This is a genomic window from Ideonella flava (assembly GCF_051857595.1).
GTDB lineage: Bacteria > Pseudomonadota > Gammaproteobacteria > Burkholderiales > Burkholderiaceae_C > Ideonella.
The window spans coordinates 680,533-702,955 of record NZ_JBPZHD010000001.1 but is presented as its reverse complement, the minus strand read 5'-3'; the positions used below and the strand labels follow the sequence as shown (position 1 = coordinate 702,955).

Annotated in this window: 20 protein-coding genes and 1 tRNA gene; 14 read left to right on the top strand and 7 right to left on the bottom strand. The window is 69.3% G+C overall.

Going from position 1 to position 22,423, the window contains the following annotated elements; genetic code table 11:
- Positions 1-73: 73 nt before the first annotated feature.
- The 3 genes from ACS5PM_RS03125 to ACS5PM_RS03115 all read left to right on the top strand — a co-directional run bounded on the left by ACS5PM_RS03125 (position 74) and on the right by ACS5PM_RS03115 (position 2,733).
- The gene (locus ACS5PM_RS03125; protein WP_439385302.1) at positions 74-856 is read left to right on the top strand and encodes a hypothetical protein; all 783 of its coding nucleotides are present in this window, start codon (positions 74-76) and stop codon (positions 854-856) included.
- A 175-nt stretch (positions 857-1,031) separates the two neighbouring features.
- Complete coding sequence (locus tag ACS5PM_RS03120; protein WP_439385300.1) at positions 1,032-1,847, top strand: hypothetical protein; 816 nt, start codon at positions 1,032-1,034, stop codon at positions 1,845-1,847.
- A gap of 295 nt (positions 1,848-2,142) precedes the next feature.
- The gene (locus ACS5PM_RS03115) at positions 2,143-2,733 is read left to right on the top strand and encodes a L,D-transpeptidase (RefSeq protein WP_439385298.1); all 591 of its coding nucleotides are present in this window, start codon (positions 2,143-2,145) and stop codon (positions 2,731-2,733) included.
- Positions 2,734-2,793: 60 nt separating this feature from the next.
- Here ACS5PM_RS03115 and ACS5PM_RS03110 read toward each other — a convergent pair whose 3' ends face one another.
- The 3 genes from ACS5PM_RS03110 to ACS5PM_RS03100 form a co-directional block, all read right to left on the bottom strand.
- Positions 2,794-4,302: a hypothetical protein gene (locus ACS5PM_RS03110; protein WP_439385296.1), complete on the bottom strand. Its 1,509-nt coding sequence runs from the start codon at positions 4,300-4,302 to the stop codon at positions 2,794-2,796.
- A 106-nt stretch (positions 4,303-4,408) separates the two neighbouring features.
- A complete protein-coding gene (locus ACS5PM_RS03105) occupies positions 4,409-6,100 on the bottom strand; it encodes an ATP-dependent DNA ligase (protein WP_439385294.1) in 1,692 nt (563 codons plus the stop codon).
- Entirely contained in the window at positions 6,097-7,146 is a 1,050-nt protein-coding gene (locus ACS5PM_RS03100) for a ligase-associated DNA damage response exonuclease (RefSeq protein WP_439385292.1), read from the bottom strand. The genes ACS5PM_RS03105 and ACS5PM_RS03100 overlap by 4 nt, the downstream gene beginning before the upstream one ends.
- 86 nt (positions 7,147-7,232) lie before the next feature.
- Here ACS5PM_RS03100 and ACS5PM_RS03095 point away from each other — a divergent pair, with 86 nt between their 5' ends.
- The 4 genes from ACS5PM_RS03095 (at position 7,233) to ACS5PM_RS03080 (ending at position 9,371) form a co-directional block, all read left to right on the top strand.
- Positions 7,233-7,721 carry a VOC family protein gene (locus tag ACS5PM_RS03095; protein ID WP_439385290.1) on the top strand — a complete coding sequence of 163 codons (489 nt, stop codon included), beginning with the start codon at positions 7,233-7,235 and terminating at the stop codon, positions 7,719-7,721.
- Positions 7,722-7,740: 19 nt separating this feature from the next.
- Complete coding sequence (locus ACS5PM_RS03090; protein ID WP_439385288.1) at positions 7,741-8,391, top strand: dihydrofolate reductase family protein; 651 nt, start codon at positions 7,741-7,743, stop codon at positions 8,389-8,391.
- 105 nt (positions 8,392-8,496) lie between these two features.
- Complete coding sequence (locus ACS5PM_RS03085) at positions 8,497-8,709, top strand: hypothetical protein (RefSeq protein ID WP_439385286.1); 213 nt, start codon at positions 8,497-8,499, stop codon at positions 8,707-8,709.
- A 23-nt stretch (positions 8,710-8,732) separates the two neighbouring features.
- Complete coding sequence (locus tag ACS5PM_RS03080) at positions 8,733-9,371, top strand: EcsC family protein (protein WP_439385284.1); 639 nt, start codon at positions 8,733-8,735, stop codon at positions 9,369-9,371.
- A 3-nt stretch (positions 9,372-9,374) separates the two neighbouring features.
- On the opposite strand, the gene ACS5PM_RS03075 is transcribed toward ACS5PM_RS03080, so the two are convergent.
- Positions 9,375-10,088, bottom strand: coding sequence for an IclR family transcriptional regulator (locus ACS5PM_RS03075; protein WP_439385282.1), 714 nt, complete (start codon positions 10,086-10,088; stop codon positions 9,375-9,377).
- Positions 10,089-10,197: 109 nt separating this feature from the next.
- Here ACS5PM_RS03075 and ACS5PM_RS03070 point away from each other — a divergent pair, with 109 nt between their 5' ends.
- Together ACS5PM_RS03070 and ACS5PM_RS03065 are read left to right on the top strand one after the other, a co-directional pair.
- Positions 10,198-11,136, top strand: coding sequence for a hydroxymethylglutaryl-CoA lyase (locus ACS5PM_RS03070; protein ID WP_439385280.1), 939 nt, complete (start codon positions 10,198-10,200; stop codon positions 11,134-11,136).
- Complete coding sequence (locus ACS5PM_RS03065) at positions 11,133-12,365, top strand: CaiB/BaiF CoA transferase family protein (RefSeq protein ID WP_439385278.1); 1,233 nt, start codon at positions 11,133-11,135, stop codon at positions 12,363-12,365. The genes ACS5PM_RS03070 and ACS5PM_RS03065 overlap by 4 nt, the downstream gene beginning before the upstream one ends.
- 338 nt (positions 12,366-12,703) lie before the next feature.
- On the opposite strand, the gene ACS5PM_RS03060 is transcribed toward ACS5PM_RS03065, so the two are convergent.
- Both ACS5PM_RS03060 and ACS5PM_RS03055 read right to left on the bottom strand, forming a co-directional pair.
- Complete coding sequence (locus tag ACS5PM_RS03060) at positions 12,704-15,931, bottom strand: hypothetical protein (RefSeq protein WP_439385276.1); 3,228 nt, start codon at positions 15,929-15,931, stop codon at positions 12,704-12,706.
- A 1,239-nt stretch (positions 15,932-17,170) separates the two neighbouring features.
- Positions 17,171-17,246 (bottom strand) — tRNA-Ala (locus ACS5PM_RS03055).
- A gap of 43 nt (positions 17,247-17,289) precedes the next feature.
- Between ACS5PM_RS03055 and ACS5PM_RS03050 the strand changes: the two genes are divergently transcribed.
- The 5 genes from ACS5PM_RS03050 (at position 17,290) to ACS5PM_RS03030 (ending at position 21,220) form a co-directional block, all read left to right on the top strand.
- Positions 17,290-18,141 carry an alpha/beta hydrolase gene (locus ACS5PM_RS03050; RefSeq protein ID WP_439385274.1) on the top strand — a complete coding sequence of 284 codons (852 nt, stop codon included), beginning with the start codon at positions 17,290-17,292 and terminating at the stop codon, positions 18,139-18,141.
- Between the two features lie 155 nt (positions 18,142-18,296).
- Positions 18,297-18,719, top strand: coding sequence for a rubrerythrin family protein (locus ACS5PM_RS03045; RefSeq protein WP_439385272.1), 423 nt, complete (start codon positions 18,297-18,299; stop codon positions 18,717-18,719).
- A 97-nt stretch (positions 18,720-18,816) separates the two neighbouring features.
- Positions 18,817-20,172 carry a (Fe-S)-binding protein gene (locus ACS5PM_RS03040; RefSeq protein ID WP_439385270.1) on the top strand — a complete coding sequence of 452 codons (1,356 nt, stop codon included), beginning with the start codon at positions 18,817-18,819 and terminating at the stop codon, positions 20,170-20,172.
- A gap of 16 nt (positions 20,173-20,188) precedes the next feature.
- Positions 20,189-20,767 (top strand): DUF3501 family protein, encoded by a 579-nt coding sequence (locus ACS5PM_RS03035; RefSeq protein ID WP_439385268.1) that lies wholly within the window; start codon positions 20,189-20,191, stop codon positions 20,765-20,767.
- 66 nt (positions 20,768-20,833) lie between these two features.
- Positions 20,834-21,220 carry a VOC family protein gene (locus ACS5PM_RS03030; RefSeq protein WP_439385266.1) on the top strand — a complete coding sequence of 129 codons (387 nt, stop codon included), beginning with the start codon at positions 20,834-20,836 and terminating at the stop codon, positions 21,218-21,220.
- A gap of 199 nt (positions 21,221-21,419) precedes the next feature.
- Here ACS5PM_RS03030 and rarD read toward each other — a convergent pair whose 3' ends face one another.
- Positions 21,420-22,307 (bottom strand): EamA family transporter RarD, encoded by an 888-nt coding sequence (rarD, locus tag ACS5PM_RS03025; RefSeq protein ID WP_439385264.1) that lies wholly within the window; start codon positions 22,305-22,307, stop codon positions 21,420-21,422.
- Positions 22,308-22,423 lie beyond the last annotated feature (116 nt).

The window sequence follows — 22,423 nt, the reverse complement described above, 5'->3', positions numbered from 1 at the left end:
GGGAACCCCGGTTCCAGTTCCTCCTCTTCGACCCCATCGTTGCCCCGCGGGGCTTCAAATAAAGGAGTCCGACATGTCATCACCCAAGAAGCTCGCCATCGCCAGTCTGTCCGCCACCGCACTGGTGGCCTCGATCGGCTTCGCCTACGCCCAGAGCAGCGACGACACCGCGCTGGCCAACAGCAACTACAACGGCGCGCAGAACTCGGCCGAGAACAACGTCAACGGTGCGCCGGCGATGCCGCCCTCGGCCGTGACCGCCTACGATGCCGAGACCGGTGCCGCCAGCGCCATGGCCGACCAGTCGACCACGACCACGACCACCACCACGACGAGCACCGACTACTCGAGCTCGCCGGCGTCCTCGAGCATGGCGGCCACCGACACGGCCAACAGCTCCTCGAGCGCCACCAGTCCGTGGTCGGCCGACTCGACCCAGGGCAGCTCGACCGCCACGACGGCCACCGATCCCAATGCGGCCCGCCCGAATGCGGCCAACCCCACGGCAGGCACTTCGCCGGACAAGACCGACATCACCCACCCGGCCGTGGCACCGCAAGGCGACACCAGCGGCACGAACCCCAGCATGACGACCAACTCGACGTCCACGTCCACGTCCTCTTCGACGGCGCCGATGGCTGCCCCCGCGGCCGCGCCGACGCCGGCTCCGGTGCAGACCGAATCGCGTGTCGACCTGAACTCGCCGAACGAACCTCAATACAACCTGGCCAGCGATCCGTGGCTGCGCCACCGCAACGCCCACAACTCGAACAGCACCAACGGCGCAGCGGCTGACAACAACACGAGCGGCACCGCCAGCTCGGGGGAACGCGCTCCGCGCGCGGACCGCAACTGAGCGCCCCCTGGCCGACGACATGCGTCGTCCACCCCCGAGGGGGTTGAGTCGAGTGGCAAAGCCACATGGACTCAGGAGCATGATTGACGCTTGACAGGGCGACCGCGGGCCCGGCATGCCGAGGAAATCGGCATGCCGGGTTCGTCCGGTCTGCCGCGAGGAAAGAGGATCCGCCATGAACCTCAGTCGCGACGTCACCGATGGCTTGAAGAACGGGCTGCTCATGGGAGCAGCCGTTCTCGTTCTGGTCGTGCCCCAGGTCCGTCACCACGGCAGCCTGGCACCCTCTCTGGTGCCTTCGCTGTCCCAGGCCGACATGGGCTCGCTCACGGCGCCGGCCGAGTCGGCGCTCACGCCCGGCGCAGATTCGGCCGCCGCGATCGAGCGCAAGCTGGACCTCGGTTCGGAGATCGCTTCGCGCGACGTGAGGCGTGTGGCGCAATGGGTCGTCGAGAGCGCCGACAACGGCACGCGGAATTTCGTCATCCTCGACAAGCGCAATGCCAAGGTCTTCGTCTTCGAGCCGGGCGGCAAGCTGTTGGGCGCCAGCCCCGTCCTGCTCGGCTATGCGGCCGGTGACGACACCGTCCCCGGCATCGGCGAGCGGCCTATCGAGCAGGTCCGCCCGCAGGAGCGCACCACCCCGGCGGGCCGCTTCGTGGCCGAGCCGGGGCGCAATGCAAGACAGGAGGACGTGGTCTGGGTCGATTACGACGCCGCGGTTTCCATGCACCGGGTTATCACCACGAACCCGAAGGAACATCGCCTGGAGCGCCTGGCCACGCCCACGGCCGCCGACAACCGCATCAGCTACGGCTGCATCAACCTGCCGCCATCCTTCTTCGAAAGCGTGCTGTTCCCGGTCTTCCGCGGTCACAAGGGCATCGTCTACGTCCTGCCGGAGGTCAAGTCGCTGGTCGATGTCTTCCCCGGCGTGAAGAACAACGGCCTTCGCATGGCTGGTGGCCGGGCCTCCCCGCCTCCGATCTGAGCCTGAGCCGACACCCCCTAGGGTTTATCCCAGCAGGCGCCTAGCGCACCCTGGTTTCATGGGTGCGGACGCCCGTCTATCCGCCGAAAAGCCGTGCGGATTAGTCCTTCTTGTCTCGATTGCTTACCCCCCTTGCCTTTAGTATGGCGGCCATCGCGAGCCAGGCTGTGTGCCCGGTTTGTCATTGGTTACCGTCAGAAGGACTTCGGGCGAGATGGCTTGGATGGGTGGAAGAGGCGCGCGTGCCGCGTGCCTGGCGATGTTGTGTCTGGCGGGAGCTGGCACTCAGGCCGCCGTGGCGGTTCTGGGGCAGGCCGGTACCGTGCGGGCGGATTTCGTGGATGTCCGGCCCTCGGATGACGCCCGCCGCGTGGCCGAATGGGCCTTCGATCACCGTGACGCCCAGGGGCGACCGGTCGCCGTTGTCGACAAGAAGAACGCGCGTATCTATGTTTTCGGCGCCGATGGCCGCTTGCGCGGCACGACGCCCGTCCTGCTGGGACTGGCCAGGGGTGACAAGAGCGCTCCGGGCATTGGCGAAATGGCGGGCGGCTACATCCCCGCCGGTCTGCGCACCACGCCCGCCGGAAGATTCGATTCCGAGCCGGGGCACAACGCGAGGGGCGAGTCCATCGTGTGGGTCGACTATGACGCCGCGTTCGCCATCCACCGCCTGCGTCCGGCGCCGGCCGTCGAGCACCGGCCGGAGCGGCTGAGCTCTGATACGCCTGACGACAACCGCATCTCGCAAGGCTGCGTGATCGTTCCAGGGGGATTCTTCGACCAGGTGGTCGCGACCACGCTCGGCCGGGAGCGCGGAGTGGTCTATGTCCTGCCGGAGGCCGAAGACGTCTCGCCCAGCCTGAAGGTCGCGGGCAACCCCTGACGAAGGTCGATGGAAGAAGCCGAGGCCCGCAGATGCGGGCCTCGGCGTTTCAGGCGGTGCTTACTTCTTCGTGCTGCCGCTCGACGAAGACCCGCTGCTGCCCATGCCGCTGGAGCCACCGGTTCCGCTGGTCCCGCTGGTACCCGTCAGGCCCGAGCTGGTGCCGGCGCCGGACGAGCCGCTGAGCGACGTGGAGCCGGTCGATCCTGACGAGCCGGTGGAGCCCGCCGCGGAACTGCCGCCGGTGGAGCCCGTCGAGCCGCTGGAGCCGGACAAGCCGCTGGAGCCAGACGAGCCGGTGCCCGAGTAGCCGCTGGTCCCGGACGAGCCGCCGGTGCCCGACGAGCCGCTGGTGCCCGACGAGCCGCCGGTGCCGGACCCCGTCCCGCTGCGGCGGCTTTCACGCCACTTGCCGAACTCGTCCGAGAACTTCTGGAACCGGTCCTGGCGCCAGTTGCGGTAGTCGTCGTCGAGGGTGCGCATCTGTTCGCTGCGCCACTGGTGGTAGTCGGGGTCGAACTGCTCGTGCTGTCCCTGACCGCCGTACATGCCGCCCTCGCCGGCCTGGCTGCCCCACTGGCTGCCAGCGGACTGGCCGTACTGACCCGACTGGCCGTACTGCCCGCCGCTGCGCTGGCTGGTCTGGCCCGCGCCACCCCATTGGCCCTGCTCGTGCTGGCCGCCGCCGTAGCCACCGTAGCCACTGCTCTGGCCGCCATAGCTGCCCTGGCCGTAGCTGCTCTGGCCGTAGCCGCCGGACTGCCCGCCCCAAGGGCCGCTCTGGCCACCGAATTGCTGGCCCCCATAGCCGCCGCCCTGGGAGTGCTGGCCGTAGCCACCCTGACCGCCATAGCCGCCTTGGCCGCCGTAGCTGCCTTGACCGCCGTAGCCGCCTTGGCCGCCGTAGCTGCCTTGGCCCTGCTGCGCGCCATAGCCTCCCTGCTGAGTGCCGTAGCCGCCGCCCTGGGATTGCTGGCCGCCGAAGCCGCCCTGGCCGTAACCGCCTTGCCCATAGCCGCCCTGGCCGTAGCCGGATTGGCCATAGCCACCTTGGCCGTAGCCGGATTGGCCATAGCCACCTTGACCGTAGCCGCTCTGGCCACCGTAGCCCCCTTGGCCTTGCGAATGCTGGCCGCCGTAGCTGCCCTGGCCGCTGCCGTATTGCTGGCCATAACCCTGGCTGCCTTGCCCATAGCCCTGGCTGCCCTGGCCATAGCCTTGGCTGCCTTGCCCATAGCCTTGGCTGCCCTGGCCATAGCCTTGGCCACCACCGGACTGCTGGCCGCCGAAGCCGCCGCCCTGGCCCTGGGAGTGCTGGCCGCCGAAGCCGCCGCCACCACCACTGCCGTACTGCTGGCTGCCGTAGCTGCCACCGCTGCTGCCGTACTGGCCGTATTCCTGGCCGCCGCGCGAGCCGCCGGAGCCGTAGTCACGACCCTGTTCGCCGTACTCGCTTCCGCCCATGCCGCGCTGCTGCTGTTGCTGCTCTCGACGGCCGAAGTTGCCACCGGAACGGTCGTCGTCCTCGGAACCGCCACCCTGGCGGTTGGAATAGTCTCGCTGTTGCATCTGGCTTCCTTTCGATCGGTTGGTCAGATGATTCCGGCACCGCCGGTCACCCGTACCGGGCCATTCGGCAAGTGCCATTCCCAAACAGCGCCCGACGATGTAACGGTCACGACTGCATGAGGGCCTGCAGGATGTCGAGCGTGTCGGCCTCGTGCAGGGGCTTGTCGTGGCGGATTCGAAGCATCCGCGGGAAGCGCACGGCGATGCCGCTCTTGTGCCTCGTGCTGCGGTTGATGCCCTCGAAGCCGAGCTCGAAGACCAGGGTGGGCCGGACGCTGCGGACCGGGCCGAACTTCTCCAGCGTGTTGGCACGGATGACGCGATCGACCTCGCGAAACTCCTCGTCCGTCAGGCCCGAATAAGCCTTCGCGAAGGGCACCAGCTGCAGCGCTGCGGCCTGGGCCGGCTCGCGCCTCGCGATGGCCTCCACCACGGCCTGTGCCTCGGCCGCGTCGCGCGGTGCGCGGTTCCACACCGCGAAGGTGTAGTCGGTGTACACGCTGGCACGCCGGCCGTGGCCGGCCTGGGCGTAGATCAGCACCGCATCGACCGACAGCGGCGCGATCTTCCACTTCCACCATGTCCCGTCGGACTTGGTGCGGCCGCTGCCGTAGCGCGCCTCGGCGTGCTTGAGCATGAAGCCTTCGACGCCGCGCTCGCGCGACTCCTCGCGCAGGCTCTCGAGTGCTCCCCAATCGCCGCCCGTGACCAGCGGCGAGACCATCAGGCCCGGCGCGCTCGCGGCGAGTTCCTCGAGCTGGCGGCGACGCTCCCGCTGGGGTCGCCCGCGCCAGTCTTCGCCGGCCCATTCGAGGAGGTCGTAAGCGATGAAGCCGGCCGGTGCTTCTGACAGTATTTTTTTCGTCAACGTCTTGCGCCCGATTCGCTGCTGCAGCAGGTTGAACGGGGCGGGGCGGTCATCCTTCCAGACGACGATCTCGCCATCGATGACGGTGCCGTCGGGCCAGCGGCCGGCCTGGACGACGACCTCGGGGAAGCGCTCGGTCACCAGCTCCTCGCCACGCGACCAGACCCAGATCTGGCCGCCGCGCCGGACGACCTGGGCGCGGATGCCGTCGTACTTCCATTCCACCAGCCAGTCCGCCGGCGGGCCGAGGCGGGCGTCGAACTCCTGGGATGTCCCGTCCAGCGCGTGAGCGAGGAAGAAGGGGTAAGGCTGGCCCGAGTCGGTTGCGCTCGCCGCGCCTTCGTCGGTCAGCAAGGCGCGAAAGGCACGCGCATCCGGCCGGGCCGACTTGTCGGTGTAGCCCATCATCCGCTGGGCGACGAGCTTGGCGTCGGCGCCGGCATGCTGGGCCAGCGCCCGCTGCACCAGCAGCTTGCTCACGCCCACGCGAAAGCCGCCGCCGATCAGCTTGGTGAGCAGGAAGCGGCCGGTCGCATCGAGCTCGGCCCACCAGGCGACTATGCGGGCGGCCTGCTGCTCGGGCGAGAGCTGCCGCAGCGGCAGCAGCCGTTGCTCCACCCATTCCGCCAGGCCCACGTCACTCGTCTCGGGCGCGAGCGGCAGCACGTGGGCGATGGTCTCGGCCAGGTCGCCGACCGCCTGGTAGCACTCGTCGAAAAGCCAGGGGGCGATGCCCGCCTGCTGGCGCGCCAGCTCGGTGAGCAGGGCCGGCGAGACGACCTGGCGGGGCTTGCCGCCGGCGAGGAAGTACGTCGCCCAGGCGGCATCGGCATCGCTGGCCTCGCCGAAGTAGCGAACCAGTGCGGCCACCTTGTCGTTGGTGCCGGTGCTCGCGTCCAGCTCGTTGAACAGCTGAGAGAAGCGCTTCATTCGTTGCTCTGGACGTCGCCCGCGGGCTTTTCCGCCAGCACGCGTTCGTCGTCGTATTCGGTCTGGAACGCACCGGCCTGCAATCCCTGCTCCTGCAGCCAGCGGACCATGATGGCCTCGTAGCCATGGGTGACGATGACGCGCTCGGCCCCGGTCGCTGCAATGGCCCGCTGCAGGCCGGGCCAGTCGGCGTGGTCGCTCAGCACGAACCCGCGGTCGACCGCGCGCCGCCGCCGGGCGCCGCGCAACTGCATCCAGCCGCTGGCGAAGGCATCGCTGTAGTCGCCGAAGCGGCGGGTCCAGGGCGAGCCTTGAACGGAGGGCGGGGCGACCACCAGCGCGCGCGACAGCGCGGTCTTGTCCAGCTCGGTCGCGTGGTGGGTGGCGGGCAGGGCGACACCCTCTTCGCGATAGGCGCGGTCCAGCGGCTCCACCGCGCCGTGCACGACGATGGGCCCAATGCTCGCGTCCACCCCCGCCAGGATGCGCTGCGCCTTGCCGAAGCTGTAGCCCATCAGCAGGCTGGCGCGGCCGGCCTCGGCGTTGGCGCGCCACCAGCGGTTGATGTCGTCGAACACCTCGCGCTGCGGCTGCCAGCGGTAGATGGGCAGGCCGAAGGTCGACTCGGTGACGAAGCAGTGGCAGCGGATCGGTTCGAAGGGCTCGCAGGTGCTGTTGTCGTCGCCGGCACCGGAAACGAAGTAGTCGCCCGAGGCCACCCACACCTGGCCTTCGTGCTCCAGCCGCACCTGGGCCGAGCCCAGCACGTGGCCGGCCGGATGCAGGCTCACTCGCACGCCGTGGTGCTCAATCGCTTCACCGTAGCCGAGCGTCTGCAGCTCGATGTCGCCCAGCCGGGCCCGCAGTACCCCGGCCGAGCGTGCCGAGGCGAGGTAGTGCCCATGCCCGACGCGGGCGTGGTCGCCGTGCGCGTGGGTGATGACGGCGCGTGCCACCGGTCGCCAGGGGTCTATGTAGAAGTCGCCGGGCGGGCAGTAAAGGCCCTCGGGCCGCTGGACGATGAGATCCCTGTTCGGCAGTGCCATGTCGAAGTCCTCAACCCTTGTTCGTCGTGGTGATGGGGACCGGCCTGTCGGCCGTGGCCCCTTTCAACTCAACCCAGGAGTCCGGCATGGCGATTCAGAAGATCACCCCCTTCCTCTGGTACGCGAAGGAGGCCGAAGAGGCCGCGCGTTTCTATGCGTCCATCTTCCCCGATTCGCGCATCCTGCGCGTCAACAGCCTGCCCACCGATTCGCCCAGTGGCCCCCCGGGCTCGGTGAAGGTGGTCGAGTTCCTGCTCTTCGGGCAGAACTTCGTGGCCATGAGCGCCGGCCCGCTGGACCCGTTCAATCACGCGGTGTCCTTCGTCGTCAACTGTGACACCCAGCAAGAGCTCGACAAGTACTGGAACGCGCTGCTCGAGGGCGGCTCGCCTGAGCAGTGCGGCTGGCTGAAGGACCGCTTCGGCCTTTCGTGGCAGATCGTGCCCACGGCGTTGGGCGAGCTGATGGGCGACCCGGACCCCGCCAAGGCCAGGCGCACGGCCGAGGCGATGATGAAGATGGTCAAGTTCGACATCGCGGCGCTGCAGGCCGCGCACGACGGCATTCCCCACTGAAGCCAGGAGAAACTCCACCATGTCCCGATTGAGAGTCGCCGCCTTTTCCATCTCGCTCGACGGCTTCGGCGCCGGCCCGAACCAGAGCCTGCAGAATCCGTTGGGCGAGGGCGGGGAACGCTTGCACGAATGGGCGTTCACGACGCGCACCTTCCAGCGCATGCTCGGCAATGAGCAGGCGGGCGAGACCGGCGTCGACGAGGAATTCGCCGCGCGCAGCTTCGCCAACGTCGGCGCCTGGATCATGGGGCGCAACATGTTCGGCCCGGTGCGCGGCCCCTGGCCCGATGACACCTGGAAGGGCTGGTGGGGGCCGAATCCGCCGTACCACGTGCCGGTCTTCGTGCTGACCCACCACGCCCGGCCGCCGCTGGAGATGGAAGGCGGCACGGTCTTCCACTTCGTGACCGAGGGCCTCCACGCGGCGCTGGAGCGCGCCCGCGAGGCGGCACGCGGACAGGACGTGCGGATTGGCGGAGGCGTATCCACGGTGCGCCAGTACCTGCAGGCGGGGCTGGTGGACGAGATGCATCTGGCGCTGTCTCCGCTGGTCCAGGGGCGGGGCGAGGCCTTGTTCGCCGGCCTGGACCTGGCGGAGCTCGGTTTCGAGTGCACCGAACACGCTCCCACGCCGCACGCCACGCACGCCGTGCTGACCCGCAGGCGCTGACACCGACCGTTCACACGCTGTTTCGCACCGTCGGCCGTCGTTTGCCGGCGGTTGCAGCGCGGCTCCTAAGGTGCACCCATAGCCAAACTCCCTGGGAGTGACGCGATGGGCACGACGAGACTGCTGGATGGCCGCTACGACACACACCTGCTGCGCTTCCGTTCGCTGTTCAACGAGGGGCGCGGCCTGGTGTTCCCCTGCGATGGCGAAGGGCGCGTCGACATGAATGCGCTCACCGACAAGGCGCTGGGCAACTACCTGTATGCCCGCGCGGTCATAGGGCGCGAGTTCGCCACGCCGCGGGTCGAACCCTCCTGAGCGGATTCCGATCTAATGGGGCCATGCCCCAGACCTCCCGCTCCGTGGTGCCCCGGCGCGCCGACCCTGCGCCGCCTCGCCGCGATGTAGCCGGCGCGTTGGCCGCAGCGGTGCTCGACGTGCTCGGCACGGCGCCCAAGTCCACCCGCGAAGCCAGCGACAACCCCGCCGAGGCCGCCCGCGCGGCCACCACCGCCGCCGCCGCCAAGGCCGCGACGGCGGCCGGCGCCCTGGCCCTGCCACCCGGTCCCATGGGCTGGCTGACCATGCTGCCGGAGCTGCTGACGGTCTGGCGCATCCAGGCCAGGCTGGTGGCCGACATCGCCGCGCTGTACGGCAAGCGGGGCGGCGTGACCCGCGAGCAGATGCTTTATTGCCTGTTCAAGCACACCGCGTCGCAGGCCGTGCGCGATCTCGTCGTGCGCGCAGGCGAGCGCTGGCTCGTGCGCCAGGCCAGCAGTGCCGCGCTGCAAGGGGTGGCCCGGCGCATCGGCGTGCGCCTGAGCCAGCAGGGGGTCTCCAAGGCGGCGGCGCGCTGGCTGCCGGTCGTGGGCGCCATGGGCGTCGCGGCCTACGCCTTCTACGACACTTCCCAGGTGGCGAAGGCGGCGATGGACTTGTTCTCGCGGCCGATCGACTTCGAGATCGTCGACGAGGGCTGAGCTTCAGCGGCTGCCCAGCCGCCGGTTGAGCAGCCCGGCCGCCGTTCGCAGGTCGCCAGCCAGGCGCGGCTGCAGGCGCGACTCGGGCACGGTGAGTGTGAGCGCGCCGGCCAGGTCGCCCGCGGCGTCCCACACCGGGGCCGAGATGCCGACCAGGCCGGGCACCCGATCACCGGCCAGCTGCACATAGCCCTCGCGGCGGATCTGCTCGTACAGCCGGCCGCGAGCGCCTGAGAAGGCCTTCAGCACGCGACCGCCCGCGCCGCGGTCCAGCGGCAGCAGGTCTCCGGCGCGGATGTGGTCGCGCAGGGAGTGGGGCGAATCGACCCGGTACAGGCACAGCCGCTGGTCGCCCTGGCGAACGTGGAAGGCGACGCTCTCCTGTGTCCTCGCGACCAGCTCGCGCATCACCGGCAGCACCACGTCCTCGAGCGAGAAGGCCTCGGCATACAAGGCGCCCAGGCGGGCCACCTCGGCCCCGAGCGCCCAGCGGCCGTCCTCGGTGCGGCGCACCAGGCGGCCGTGCTCGAGAGAGGCCATCAAGCGCAGGACGGTGCTCTTGTAGAGCCGGCTGCGCTCGGCGAGCTCGGTGACCGAAAGAGACCTGTCGCCCGAGCGGAAGGCCGCCAGGAGGCTGATCGCGCGGTCCACCGCGGCCGCGCCGCCGGGCGCGGCCTGCTCGTCGGCGATCGAAGGGGTGGCGGACTTGCGGGGCATGGCCTTTACCGGTGGATGGTCGTGGTTTGACAGTCGCCTGGCGAGAGGCTTAGGATTGATCCGTCTGATAGATCATAGTTCTATCCTACAGAATGACTGGAAGTTGTCAATGAGCCTGGATCCCGTTCTCGTCAGCGAAGTCGGCCCGCGCGACGGCCTGCAAAGCGTGAAGGCCGTGATGGCCACCCACCACAAGCTCGCGTGGCTGGACGCGCTGCACGCGGCAGGCTTGCGCGAGGTCGAGGTCGGCTCCTTCGTGCCGGCCTCGCTGCTGCCGCAGATGGCCGACGTCGCCGAGGTGGTGCGGTACGCCTTGCGCAAGCCCGGCTGGACGGTGATGGCCCTGGTCCCCAATCGCCGTGGCGCCGAGGCCGCCCTCGCTGCCGGAGTGCACAAGCTGACGCTGCCGGTGTCGGCGAGCGAAGCGCATTCGCTGGCCAATGTGCGCAAGAACCGCGAGCAAATGATCGAGGAGGTGCGCGCCATCGCTGCACTGCGCAATGAACGCGCGCCGCACGTGAAGGTGGAGGCCGGCATCTCGACCGCCTTCGGCTGCACGCTGCAAGGCGAAGTGCCGGAGGACGAAGTGCTGCGCATCGCCGAGGCCGCCGCCGAAGCTGGCGCCGATGAGGTGGGCTTGTCCGACACCACCGGCATGGCCAATCCGGCGCAGGTCAAGCGCCTGTTTGCTCGTCTTCGCTCTGCACTAGGCGGGCGCGCGGGCGCTGCGCACATGCACAACACGCGCGGCCTCGGCCTCGCCAACTGCCTGGCCGCTTACGAGGTGGGCGTGCGAACCTTCGACAGCTCGCAGGCCGGGCTCGGCGGCTGCCCCTACGCGCCGGGCGCGTCGGGCAACGTGGTGACCGAAGACCTGGTCTTCATGTTCGAGGCCATGGGCGTGCCGACCGGAGTGGACCTGCCGGCCTTGTTCGCCGCACGCGCCGCGCTGCAGGCTGGCCTGCCCGGCGAGCCGCTGTACGGCATGACGCCCGAGGCCGGACTCCCGCCGGGCTTTCGCCATGCCGAAGGAAGGAGCGTGCGATGAGCACCGAGGCACAAGCTCTGCCGCTGGCCGGCCTGCGGGTCGTCGAGTTCACCCACATGGTCATGGGGCCGACGTGCGGGATGATCCTCGCCGACCTGGGGGCCGAGGTCATCAAGGTAGAGCCGCTGGCGGGCGACAACACCCGCCGCCTGCTGGGCTCGGGGGCGGGCTTCTTCGGCCTGTTCAACCGCAACAAGAAGAGCCTGGCAGTGGACGTGAAGGACCCGCGTGGCCGGGAGATCGTGCTCAAGCTGGTCGCCGGCGCCGATGTCTTCAGCGAGAACTTCAAGGGCGGCACGATGGATCGCCTGGGCTTCGGCCACGAGGCGCTCTCGCGTCTGAACCCGCGCCTGGTCTACGTCTCGCACAAGGGCTTCCTCCCTGGGCCGTACGAGCACCGAACGGCGCTCGACGAGGTGGTGCAGATGATGGGAGGCCTGGCCTACATGACCGGCCCTGAAGGCCGACCGTTGAGGGCGGGTGCCAGCGTCAACGACATCATGGGCGGCATGTTCGGTGCCATCGGGGCGCTGGCGGCGCTGGCCGCCCGCGAGAAGACCGGCCGGGGGCAGGAGGTGCAGAGCGCGCTGTTCGAGAACAACGTGTTCCTCGTCGCCCAGCACATGATGCAGTTCGCGGTGACGGGGCATGCGGCGGCGCCCATGCCCAGCCGCATCAGTGCCTGGGCGCTGTACGACGTGTTCACCGTGCTGGGCGGCGAGCAGATCTTCCTCGCGGCCGTGAGCGATGGGCAATGGGCGGCGATGTGCAAGGAGTTCGGCTTCGACGACCTGAAGGCCGACGCGCGCCTCGCATCGAACAACGCGCGGGTCCAGGCTCGCGAATGGCTGCTGCCCTTGTTGCGCGAGCGCTTCGCCGGTCACCCGGCGGCCGAGCTGGCGGCGCGCTTCGAGAGGGTCGGTCTGCCCTATGCACCCATCACCCGGCCGCAGGACCTGTTCGACGACCCGCACCTGGCGGCCACCGGCGGCCTGGCACCGGTGACCTTGCCGGCCGATGCGAGTGGCGCTGGCTCCCCTGTCGACACCCGCGTGGCCTTGCTGCCGCTGACGCTCGATGGCGAGCGCCTGCCACTGCGCACGTCGCCGCCGGCCTTGGGCGAGCACACCGAATCGCTGTTGCGCGGCCTCGGCTACTCGGCTGGCGAGATCGCGCAGCTGCGCGAGGATGCTGTCGTCAGCGGCACACCGGACAAGCAGCCCAGGTAAGGCCGCCAGTCGTCTTCCGGCTGGGCCAGCCGATCGGTCAGCAGCCGCAGCACCACCGGGTTCACGCCCATGCCGCTGTGGCTCGGCGCAGGTAGCGCCGCAGGATGAGGGTCGATCCGTCGCCCGCCGCCGCCGGCTCGAGGAGAAGGCGTGGCCGCCAGGGCCACGTGGCACGCCTACGCTGGGCACAGGCCCACCTGTCACGCCCTGCGCGCAGCCGCGGCGTGTGGCCGCACTGCTCGGGCTTCGCTCCACCGAGTCCCCATTCGCTTGTGACGTGCGGATCCGAGAGGCTTGACGATCGCGGGCTGTGGCCTCCCCTCCCGAGCATCATGGTCCTACGATCGCCGCGGCCGTTTTCCGGCGGAGTCATCCTGCCCCGCCGGCGCGCCCGCGGGGCTGGCCGGCTCCTGCGGCGAAGCCGGTCGCCAGGTCGTGGCGGGCGGCGAAGAAGGCCAGTTCCCGGGATCGAGATGGCGGGTCAGTTCCGCCATGACGTCCGCTGGATCCGCAGCGGGCGCCGGCCTCGGTTCGACGGCGGCACGCGGATCACGCGGTTCGCGGGGCGGCTGGATGCGCGGCTCGCGTGCCTTGCGCTTGCCCAGCGCCGCCCATGACAGGGAGGGCGCCGAAGACGGGGAGGCCGAAGACAGGGAGGGCGCCGAAGACGTGGAGGGCGCCGAAGACGAGGCCGGCGCACCGGCACGGCGCGGTGCGCGGGCGGTGTCGTCGTCCGACGAGTCGCTGTCGGTGTTGTACTTCACGCTGATCTTGCCGTCTCTGGTGAGCGACGCGTAGGTGCCGATCGCCTGGCCGATGTTGCGCTCCACGATCTCGTTGGCGTCGTAGAAGGCCTGGCCCGCGCGCGACAGCCAGGCCGGGCCGCGGCGGTCCGAGCGCCGCAGGCCCAAGTCTTCGGCACACACGGTGCACGGGCGCATCGTCCCGGCCAGCGATTTCAGGTTCAGCGCTTCGCCGTTGGCCTCCTGGAAGGCCTCCTTGATGCGGCGCTCGGCATGCAGGTCGATGGCCTTGCCGTGCTGGTACACGGTCTCGGTGGGCACCCGAAAGCGCTTCTCCGCCATGGCCTTGAGCACCGACGCCATCGCCCCACCGGCTTCCGGCTCGGCGAGCTTGCGCGCCAGCTTCGACAGGTGCCGGTCTTCGCGGCTGGCAAAGCCGTCCGCGCTCCCCTGCTCGAGCCGGCTCGCCAGCCCGTCGGAGGCGAGAAACTTCTGGATCTTGCGGTTCACGCTGTCGCTGTTCGAGGACACCCAGACGTCCTTGCGCTTGGCGTCGAAGTAGCACTGCACCTCGATGGAGGTCTTGAACTCCTTCTTGAGCACCGTCGACAGCCACCGCAAGGCCTGCCGCGCGCGGTCATGCTGGAACGAGCGCGGCGGCATCACCAGGTCCCGGCTGCCGGCGTAGATGGCACGCAGGCCCTTCTTCGTGATGCTCTGCACCCCTGCGCCCTCGTCCGTCTTGTTGACGATGAACAGCTTCGCGCCGAAGTTGAATGAGCCCGGCACCAGCACGCGGCGCATGCGTGACGGCGCCGTGGGCTCCAGCCCCTCGAGCAGGGCCGAGAGCTCCTGCTTGTGGTGGTGCAGGTTCAGCTCCGGCAGCTGCCCTTCGACCTGGGCACGGCTGCGCACCCGCCCGCCCGGTGCGACGAGCATCTCCAGGCGCTTGGCCAGTCCGGCCGAGTCCGACATGCGCCGCGCCGCCTCCTGCACGGCCAGGCCGGGCTCGGCCTGCATGGCATTCACCGCCGCCGCCATCGGGTACAGGTCTTCCTTCAGGGCACGCATGAACTGCTCGCCAGGGGTCGGCGGCCGCGGCAGGCTCTTGGCTCGGTCCGCGTGGCCCAAGGCCTGCAGTGCCGCGCGTATGGCTTCGCAGTGGGTGTCATACCCGGGCAGGTGCCGTAGGCGGTGGTCGCTGATCAGCAATGCGCCGTTGCGGGGGTCGACGGCGAGCGCGATGACGTCGCGGTTGCAGCCGGTGAGCCGCGCCAAGCTGGCGCTGTTCGTTGCGCTCGGGTGGTCGACCCGCGCCCGCAGTGCGGCCGCCACCAGGTCGGCGGAGACCAGCTGGGGCAGGCGCGCGGCCTGGTCTTCATGGCCCAGCGCCGTGAGGTGCTGGTGGATCGCGGCCCGCTCCGCCGCAAAGCCCTTGAGGCGCTGTGGCAAGAGGTCTAACGATCGCCGCAGCTTGCCGTCGTGCGCGAACCAGGACCTGAGCCGGGGGCCGTCGAAGCCGGCGGCGGCGTCTGCACCCTCGAGCAGGTTGGGCCTGCCGGCCGCCTTGTTGGCGACCATCACCGAGAGCGCACGCGTGAGTTGATCGGCGCGTGCGCGCCTGTTCGCAATTTCGCGGGTCCTCGCTGGCGGCTCGGTGGCAGGAGACAGCGCAGCCGGGGGGCTCTGGGCCCGTGCTTCCCGCTCCGTGCGTGCCTTCAGGGTCCGGATGTCGCGCACGATGTTGCTGATCGCGAGCGCCTCGTCCATGGGACCGGCCCCGACGTGACGCAGGATGGGTGGTCCGTCGGACCTGGCGCGTCGAAGCAAGGTGACGGCCTCGTCGCTCCCTTCGAGCTTGAGAACATGGCGCGTGATGCCGTGCTGCGCGTCCACGACCGTGCCGCCCTCCTTCTGGCAGGCTTCGTCCAGGTGGCGCATGAACGTGGTGATCCCGGCGTTGCTCTGATGCTGTGAGTGCTTGCCTTGCACATGGGCGTCGAACTGCGCCTGGAGGGTCGGCTTCAGATGCTTCCACTGCCCGCGTTGCGCCGCCGCGTAGCGTTCCTCCGGTGTGGTGGCGACCTTCCGGCTCAAGCCGGCCTTGCGCTGTCTCTGGAATGTCGCCATCGTGTCCAGCACGTACGGCTCCAGCTCGGTGGAAGGCAGCAGGCGCAGATCTGTCAGCGTGCCGCCAGGCTCGCGGTGCATCAGGAACCGGATGTCGCGAGCTATCCCCGGCAGGCGCACGCTGCACCGGTCGATGCCGGCCATGCCCGTCGGCTCGGATGCGTCCGGCTGCCCGGCGCGCTGCAGCAGGAGCTCGATGAGCTGCGCGCCGTTGAAGGTTTTCTTGCCTCGCAAGGTCTCCACGTATTCCTTGTGAAGAGAGGCCAGCTCCGACTTGCGGAATTGCCAGACACGCTGCTGCGGCGTTTGCTGCTGTCTCCACGGGAGCCCGGACGAACTGCCGGGCTTCTTCCGCTTTGCAAGCGTTGCCCGCAGTGACTTGATCCTTACGGCGCTCCTTTCCGCCTGGCACTGCATCTGCGTGGCCAACTTGCGCACATCGGCCGCCTCGGCGCTCTTGGGAATGCGCAGGTCGGCGAGGAAGCCAGCGTCATCGTCGCGCCGCAGCACCTGCACCGCGCCCCGAGTGCCCGGGACCTGGACCGCATGGCGCTGGATGCCTGGGACGCCGGTGGACTGCGCCGGCGCATCCGCCTTGGTCGTGAGGAAGTACACCAGGCGGAGGAAATGCCGCCCTTCGATGGGCTCATTTTTGGCGCGGCTGTACGCCTGGCGCAGGGGCTCGAACTCCACCTGCCGTGTCCCGCTCCCATTCCACAAGATCTTTAGACGGGACAACGGGGCGCGGTCCAACGCCTGAGGATCCGCCGTGCTCGCGTCGGCAGACGCTCTCACCAGAGGCTGCGGGGACACAGGCTGCGCAGAGGCTGCAGGAACGCTCGCGGGCAGCACCGCGTTTCTCGGGCGGGCCGACAGGGTGCCCGCCGGGTCCTGCGGTGCACGGGGGCGCGCAGGCAGCAGCGCAGCCGGGCCCGTGCTGTTGGTCGGCACGGGCCCGCGCGTGGCGCCAGCGTCGCTCGGCGCCTGCGACGACGAGCCGCGCACAGGAGGCAGCGGGGGGAGGCCTGTTCGGCGAGTCTTCATGAACTTCCGTGGCGGTTGCGAGCGACCGGCTGTCAGCCGCGCTTTCGATCGCTGCGCCAGTCTGCGCCCCCAACTGGGACCGCCGGGTCCGCCACGCGAGGCCGTGTGGCGCGATGCGAAGGCGCCGGCGCTGGGTGGTATGGGCGCAAGGGCGTTCCCGCCGCCTCTTCCTACGACCTTGCGACCGCTGGCGCGGTATGCCGGGGGAGTCCTCTCGCGCCGACGGTGCACCCGTGGGAGTCTCCGCTACGGCGACCCCGGCGTATTCGTAGCGGCGCCGTAAAGGCGCCAGATAGCCCCACCATCGCAAGCCTTGCGCAGCACGCCAGGCATCGCGGTGGCGGCGAACCGGCACACCTGCCAAGCGGCTGGCGCCGCCAGGGCGCGCACCACGTGGCGATGGCCTGTCTCTTCGGCGCAACGCCATGTAGCGCATGGTCTGCACCTGGCCATCCAGCGCGGGCATGGGGCGCGCCTAGCGACGAGTGTCATTGGCCAATTGGGCGATCGAATCCAGCAGGCAGTTCAGCCCTTGGTCGCTGGCGACATGGCGCGAACGTGTACTCGGAGGGCGCCTCCGGATCGCGCCCGCGCAGCATCCGCGCCGCGGCCACGCCCGGAGGGCGGCGCGGCTCGTCGGGACGCTGGCATTGGCTTCGGGACGAGTCTGGGCCTTGACGCGAGCCGATCAGTGGCGTGTCGCGCCAAGGAGGTGCTTCCGGGTTCCGGCGATGTGGCTCAAGGCGGCTTGCGGATGTGGAAAAGAAAACGGCCCCTGACGGGGCCGTTCAACTTCAGCTTGCACCTGTGAAATGAACATATAAGACTTGCACTAGCTGCAATCCAATGCTTCAAGTCACATCGTGGTGGAGGCCTTTTGCGGGTATCTGGTGGAGACGAGGAGGATCGAACTCCCGACCTTCGCATTGCGAACGCGACGCTCTCCCAGCTGAGCTACGTCCCCACTAAGCTTTGAATTCTAGCAGCAAGATTCCGGAGCCCCAGGCATGAGCCCACCCGATCCGCAGTCGCTGGACGAGCAGTTCGACAACCGTGGCCGCGTGCCCGACCACCCGGCGATCTTCGAGGGCTGGCGCGCCGCTTCGCAGCTCGCGCGCGAGCAGTCGCGCTGCACGCTGGATGTGCCGTACGGCGAAGGCCTCGATGAACGGCTCGATGTGTTCCCGGCAGCCCGCTCCGGCGCTCCGGTGCTCGTCTTCATCCACGGCGGCTATTGGCGAGCTTTCGGCAAGTCGGACTTCAGCTTCATCGCGCCGTCCTTCGTGGCCGATGGCGCGGCGGTCGTCGTGCCCGGCTACAGCCTGTGCCCGGCGGTGACGATCGAGCAGATCGCGCTGCAGATGACGCGAGTCATCGCCTGGGTCGCGCGGCACGCAGCCGAGCACGGCGCGGATCCGTCGCGCATCGCGCTGGTCGGCCACTCGGCCGGCGGCCACCTGGCCTCCATGCTGCTTTGCTGCCGCTGGAAGGAGGTCGAGGCCGAGCTGCCCCTGCTGCCGCTGCAGGGCGCGTTGTCCATCTCCGGCCTGTACGACCTCGAGCCGCTTCGCCTGGCCCCTTCACTGCAGCGCGATCTGCAGCTCACGCCGGCCAGCGTGCGGCGGCTGTCGCCGGTCTTCTTTCCGCGGCCGAGGCGCCCGCTTTACGCGGTGGTCGGCGGCGACGAGAGCGAGGAGTTCCGCCGCCAGAACCAGCTCATCCGCGACCAGTGGGGCCCCACCGCGGTGCCGGTTTGCGAGACGCTGGTCGGCCACCATCACTTCAGCCTTCTGCGCAACCTGGCGGACCCCTCCGGCCGCCTGCATGACCTCGCGCTCCGGCTGCTCGGCCTGCGTTGAGCTCAGGGTTCCCCCGCATCTGCATAGCGCAGGCCTATGCCGCGCATTGACGCATTTGAGTTGCCAAGGCCCCGGCCGCGCGCTAGGGTCGCAGGCGAGCCGTCTGGCTGCCGCCGACCGGCCACCGTCACCCCCTTGACTCAGAGGAGCTCAACATGGCTTTGAAAGGTTCCAAGACCGAGCAGAACCTGAAGGACGCCTTCGCCGGCGAATCGCAGGCCAACCGCCGGTACCTTTACTTCGCAAGCAAGGCCGATGTGGAGGGCCAGAACGACATCGCGGCGCTGTTCCGCTCCACGGCGGAAGGCGAGACGGGTCACGCCCACGGCCATCTCGAGTTCCTCGAGCATGGTTCGGGCGACCCGGCCACCGGCCTGCCTATCGGCGCCACGCGCGACAACCTCAAGGCCGCCGTCGCCGGCGAGACGCACGAGTACACCGACATGTACCCCGGCATGGCCCGCATGGCGCGCGAAGAAGGCTTCGACGAGATCGCCGACTGGTTCGAGACGCTGGCCAAGGCCGAACGCTCCCACGCCAACCGCTACCAGAAGGCGCTGGACGCACTGGTGGACTGAGCGAATTTCCGACGCTGTCATGCGCAACCCGCGATCGGGGGGCTCTCGGGCCCCCCGGTTCGCTTGCGCTTCACCGGATTCCTGAGCAGGAGCGTGCATGGCCCAACGCGAAGGCAGTCTCGAAGCCCCGACCCGCCATCCCATCGACTGGCGCAACCCGGCCTACTACGACGAGGGCGCCTGCGAGAAGGAGATGGAGCGGGTGTTCGACATCTGCCACGGCTGCCGGCGCTGCGTGGGCCTGTGCCAGTCGTTCCCGACGCTGTTCGACCTGGTCGACGCCACCGACGATGGCGAGGTGCATGGCGTGCCCAAGGCCGACTACGGCCGGGTCGTCGACCAGTGCTACCTGTGCGACCTCTGCTACATGACCAAGTGTCCCTACGTTCCGCCGCACCCGTGGAACGTGGACTTCCCGCACCTGATGCTGCGGGCCAAGGCGATCAAGTTCAAGAAGGGCGGCGTGGGCAAGGGGGAGCAGCTGCTGGCCTCCACCGACGTGCATGGCCAGTTCGCCGGCATCCCCGTCGTCGTGCAGGTGGTCAATGCGGTGAACCGGACGCGGCCGATGCGCCGCGTGCTCGACCAGACACTCGGCGTGCATCCCGAGGCGTGGCTGCCCGAACTGGCGACCTGGCGCTTCCGCTGGGGCGCCAAGAACCGCAAGCCGAACGGCGAAGCCGTCCGCAACGGCCAGCGAACGCCCGGCAAGGTGGCCATCTTCGCCACCTGCTACGTCAACTACAACGAGCCCGGCATCGGCCACGACCTGCTCAAGCTGCTCGCCCACAACGAGATCCCGTACGAGATCGTCGAGAAGGAGAAGTGCTGCGGCATGCCCAAGCTGGAGCTGGGCGACCTCGACTCGGTGGCCGAGCACAAGCAGGCCAACATCCCGGTGCTCGCCCGCTATGCCCGCGAGGGTTGGGCCATCGTCAGCGCCATCCCCAGCTGCACCCTGATGTTCAAGCAGGAGCTGCCGCTGATGTTCCCCGACGATGCCGAAGTGCAGGCGGTGAAGGAGGCGATGTTCGATCCCTTCGAGTACCTCGTCGCCCGCCACAAGGACGGCCTGCTCAAGACCGATTTCAAGCGGCCGCTGGGCAAGGTCAGCTACCACATCCCCTGCCACGGCCGGGTGCAGAACATAGGCCGCAAGACGGAAGAGATGTTCAAGCTGATCGGCCAGACGGTGAACGTGCAGCTCAACACCGTGGAACGCTGCTCCGGCCACGCCGGCACCTACGGCGTGAAGACCCCCTACCACCCGGTGGCGTTGAAGATCGGGCGCCCGGTCTTCAAGGCCATGGCCAAGGACGAGCCCGACGTGATCAGCAGCGACTGCGCGCTGGCCGGCCACCACATCGCCCAGGGCATGGCGATTGCCGGCACGCCGGCCAAGGCGCTGCAGCACCCGCTCTCGCTCGTCCGGCAGGCCTACGGACTTTCGTGAACAAGGAATCCGTGCGATGACCATCACCCCCGACAGCCTGCTCACGCTCGAGGCCTACGCCAGGATCCGCAAGACCGACCGGCCCGCGGTCATCGCCCATCGGCGGCTGCGCAGCGTGCACCTGGGCGAGCACATGACGCTGCAGTTCGAGGACGAGCAGACCATCCGCCGCCAGATCCAGGAGATGCTGCACATCGAGAAGATCTTCGACGAGCAGGGCATCCAGGCCGAGATCGACGCCTACGCTCCGCTGGTGCCCGATGGCAGCAACTGGAAGGCGACGATGCTGATCGAGTACCCCGACCCGAACGAGCGCAAGCGCGAGCTGGCGCGGCTGATAGGGGTCGAGGACCGCATGTTCGTCGAGGTTGAGGGCCAGCCCCGCGTCTACGCCATCGCCGACGAGGACCTGGACCGCGAGAACGAGGAGAAGACCTCCTCGGTCCACTTCCTGCGCTTCGAGCTGCCGCCTGTCGCGCGTGAGGCGGTGCGCGCCGGTGCCGGGGTGAAGCTGGGCTGCGACCACACGCACTACCCGGCCCACCTGGCGATCCCGCCCGACACGCTGGCCAGCCTGGCCGGCGACCTTCGCTGAGCTTTACGGCGCCACGGCGCCGGCGTAAAACAGCTGGCGCGCCGCGACGGCGCGCAGGAGGACGCGATGGCCCTGCTCGACGACGCCCCGGTGACCTGCCTGCTGCCGGTGAAGGACCTCACCCGCGCCAGGACCTTCTACGAGCAGTACCTGGGCCTGACGCCGCTCGGCGCCCGGCCCGACGGCAAGTTCATCTACCGCGCCGGCGGCACCGAGCTGGCCCTGTTCCCCAAGCCCGAGGGCACCAAGGCCGAGCACACCGCCGTGAGCTTCAAGGTGCCGGACATAGGCCGCGCGGTGGCCGAGCTCGAGTCCCGCGGCGTCACCTTCGCCGACTACGACCTGCCGGGCCTGAAGACAGTCAACCACGTGTGCGTCCTGGGCTCCGAGAAGGCCGCGTGGTTCGAGGACACCGAGGGCAACATCCTCTGCCTCCATGAAGATATCGGATAGAAGCGGGCGGCATTTGCCGCCCACTTCCATCCGATGGAACATGGGGCTCCTCCAGCCCCCTCCAAGAAGGGGCTCCAGCATGCAGTGGGCTCGCACCAGCCTCCCTCCGAGAGGGAGGCTCTGGCTTGTTTGACGAGGGCCGGCCCGTCGGCCGGCAGGGTGCCTTCGAAGGCTCCGCGCTGGTTGCCGCCGTCTGTGGTCAGGCCGAGGCCGGTGTCGCTGCTGTACGCCGTAGGCGCCAGATCGACTCGGCGCTGTAGAGGGCGAGAGCGATCCAGATCAGGATGAAGCCGATCAGGCGCTCGGCTTTCAGCGGCTCGTGGAACAGCCACACCGCCAGCGCGAACTGGATGGTCGGCGCCAGGTACTGCAGCAGGCCCAGCGTGGCCATGGTGACGCGGCGGGCGCCGAAGGCGAACAGCAGCAGGGGCACGGCGGTCAGCGGGCCGGCGAAGAGCAGCCAGGCCCAGGTGCCGAGGGAGGCCCCCTGGAGCGCGCCGCCGTGCAGGCTGAACCAGGCCAGGGCCGGAATGGCCAGCGGCGCGAGCAGGGCGGTCTCCAGCGCGAGCCCTTCGAGTGCGCCCAGCGGGGCCGTCTTGCGCAGCAGCCCGTAGAGCCCGAAGCTGAAAGCCAGCGCCAGAGAGATCCACGGCGGCACGCCGGCCGTCCAGGTCAGCCAGGCCACCCCCGCGGCCGCCACGCCCAGGGCCCAGCGCTGCGCCGGTCGCAGCCGCTCGTGCAGGAACACCATGCCCAGCACCACGTTGACCAGCGGGTTGATGAAGTAGCCCAGGCTCGCCTCCATCACCCGGCCGTTGTTCACCGCCCAGACGTAGATCAGCCAGTTGCTCGACAGCAGCAGCGCGCTCGCCGCGAAGATGGCCAGGGTGCGCGGCTGCCGAGCCACATCGGCCAGCCAGGCCCATCGTTTCATCACCGCCAGCAGCAGCAATACGAACACCAGCGACCAGACGGAGCGGTGCAACACGATCTCCAGCGCCGGCACCTCGGCCAGCTGGCGGAAGTACAGCGGGAACAGGCCCCACAGGGCGTAGGACAAGGCGGCGGCGAGCAGGCCAGTCGGCATGGGGCGGGCGTCAGCGCAGACGTGGGGAAGGGGCGCGATTGTCTGCGGCCCGTCCTGTCCTTCGTCGAGGCGGGTTCATTCCGGCTTTCGGGGGATTGGGGTCGTCTCGCTTGCTG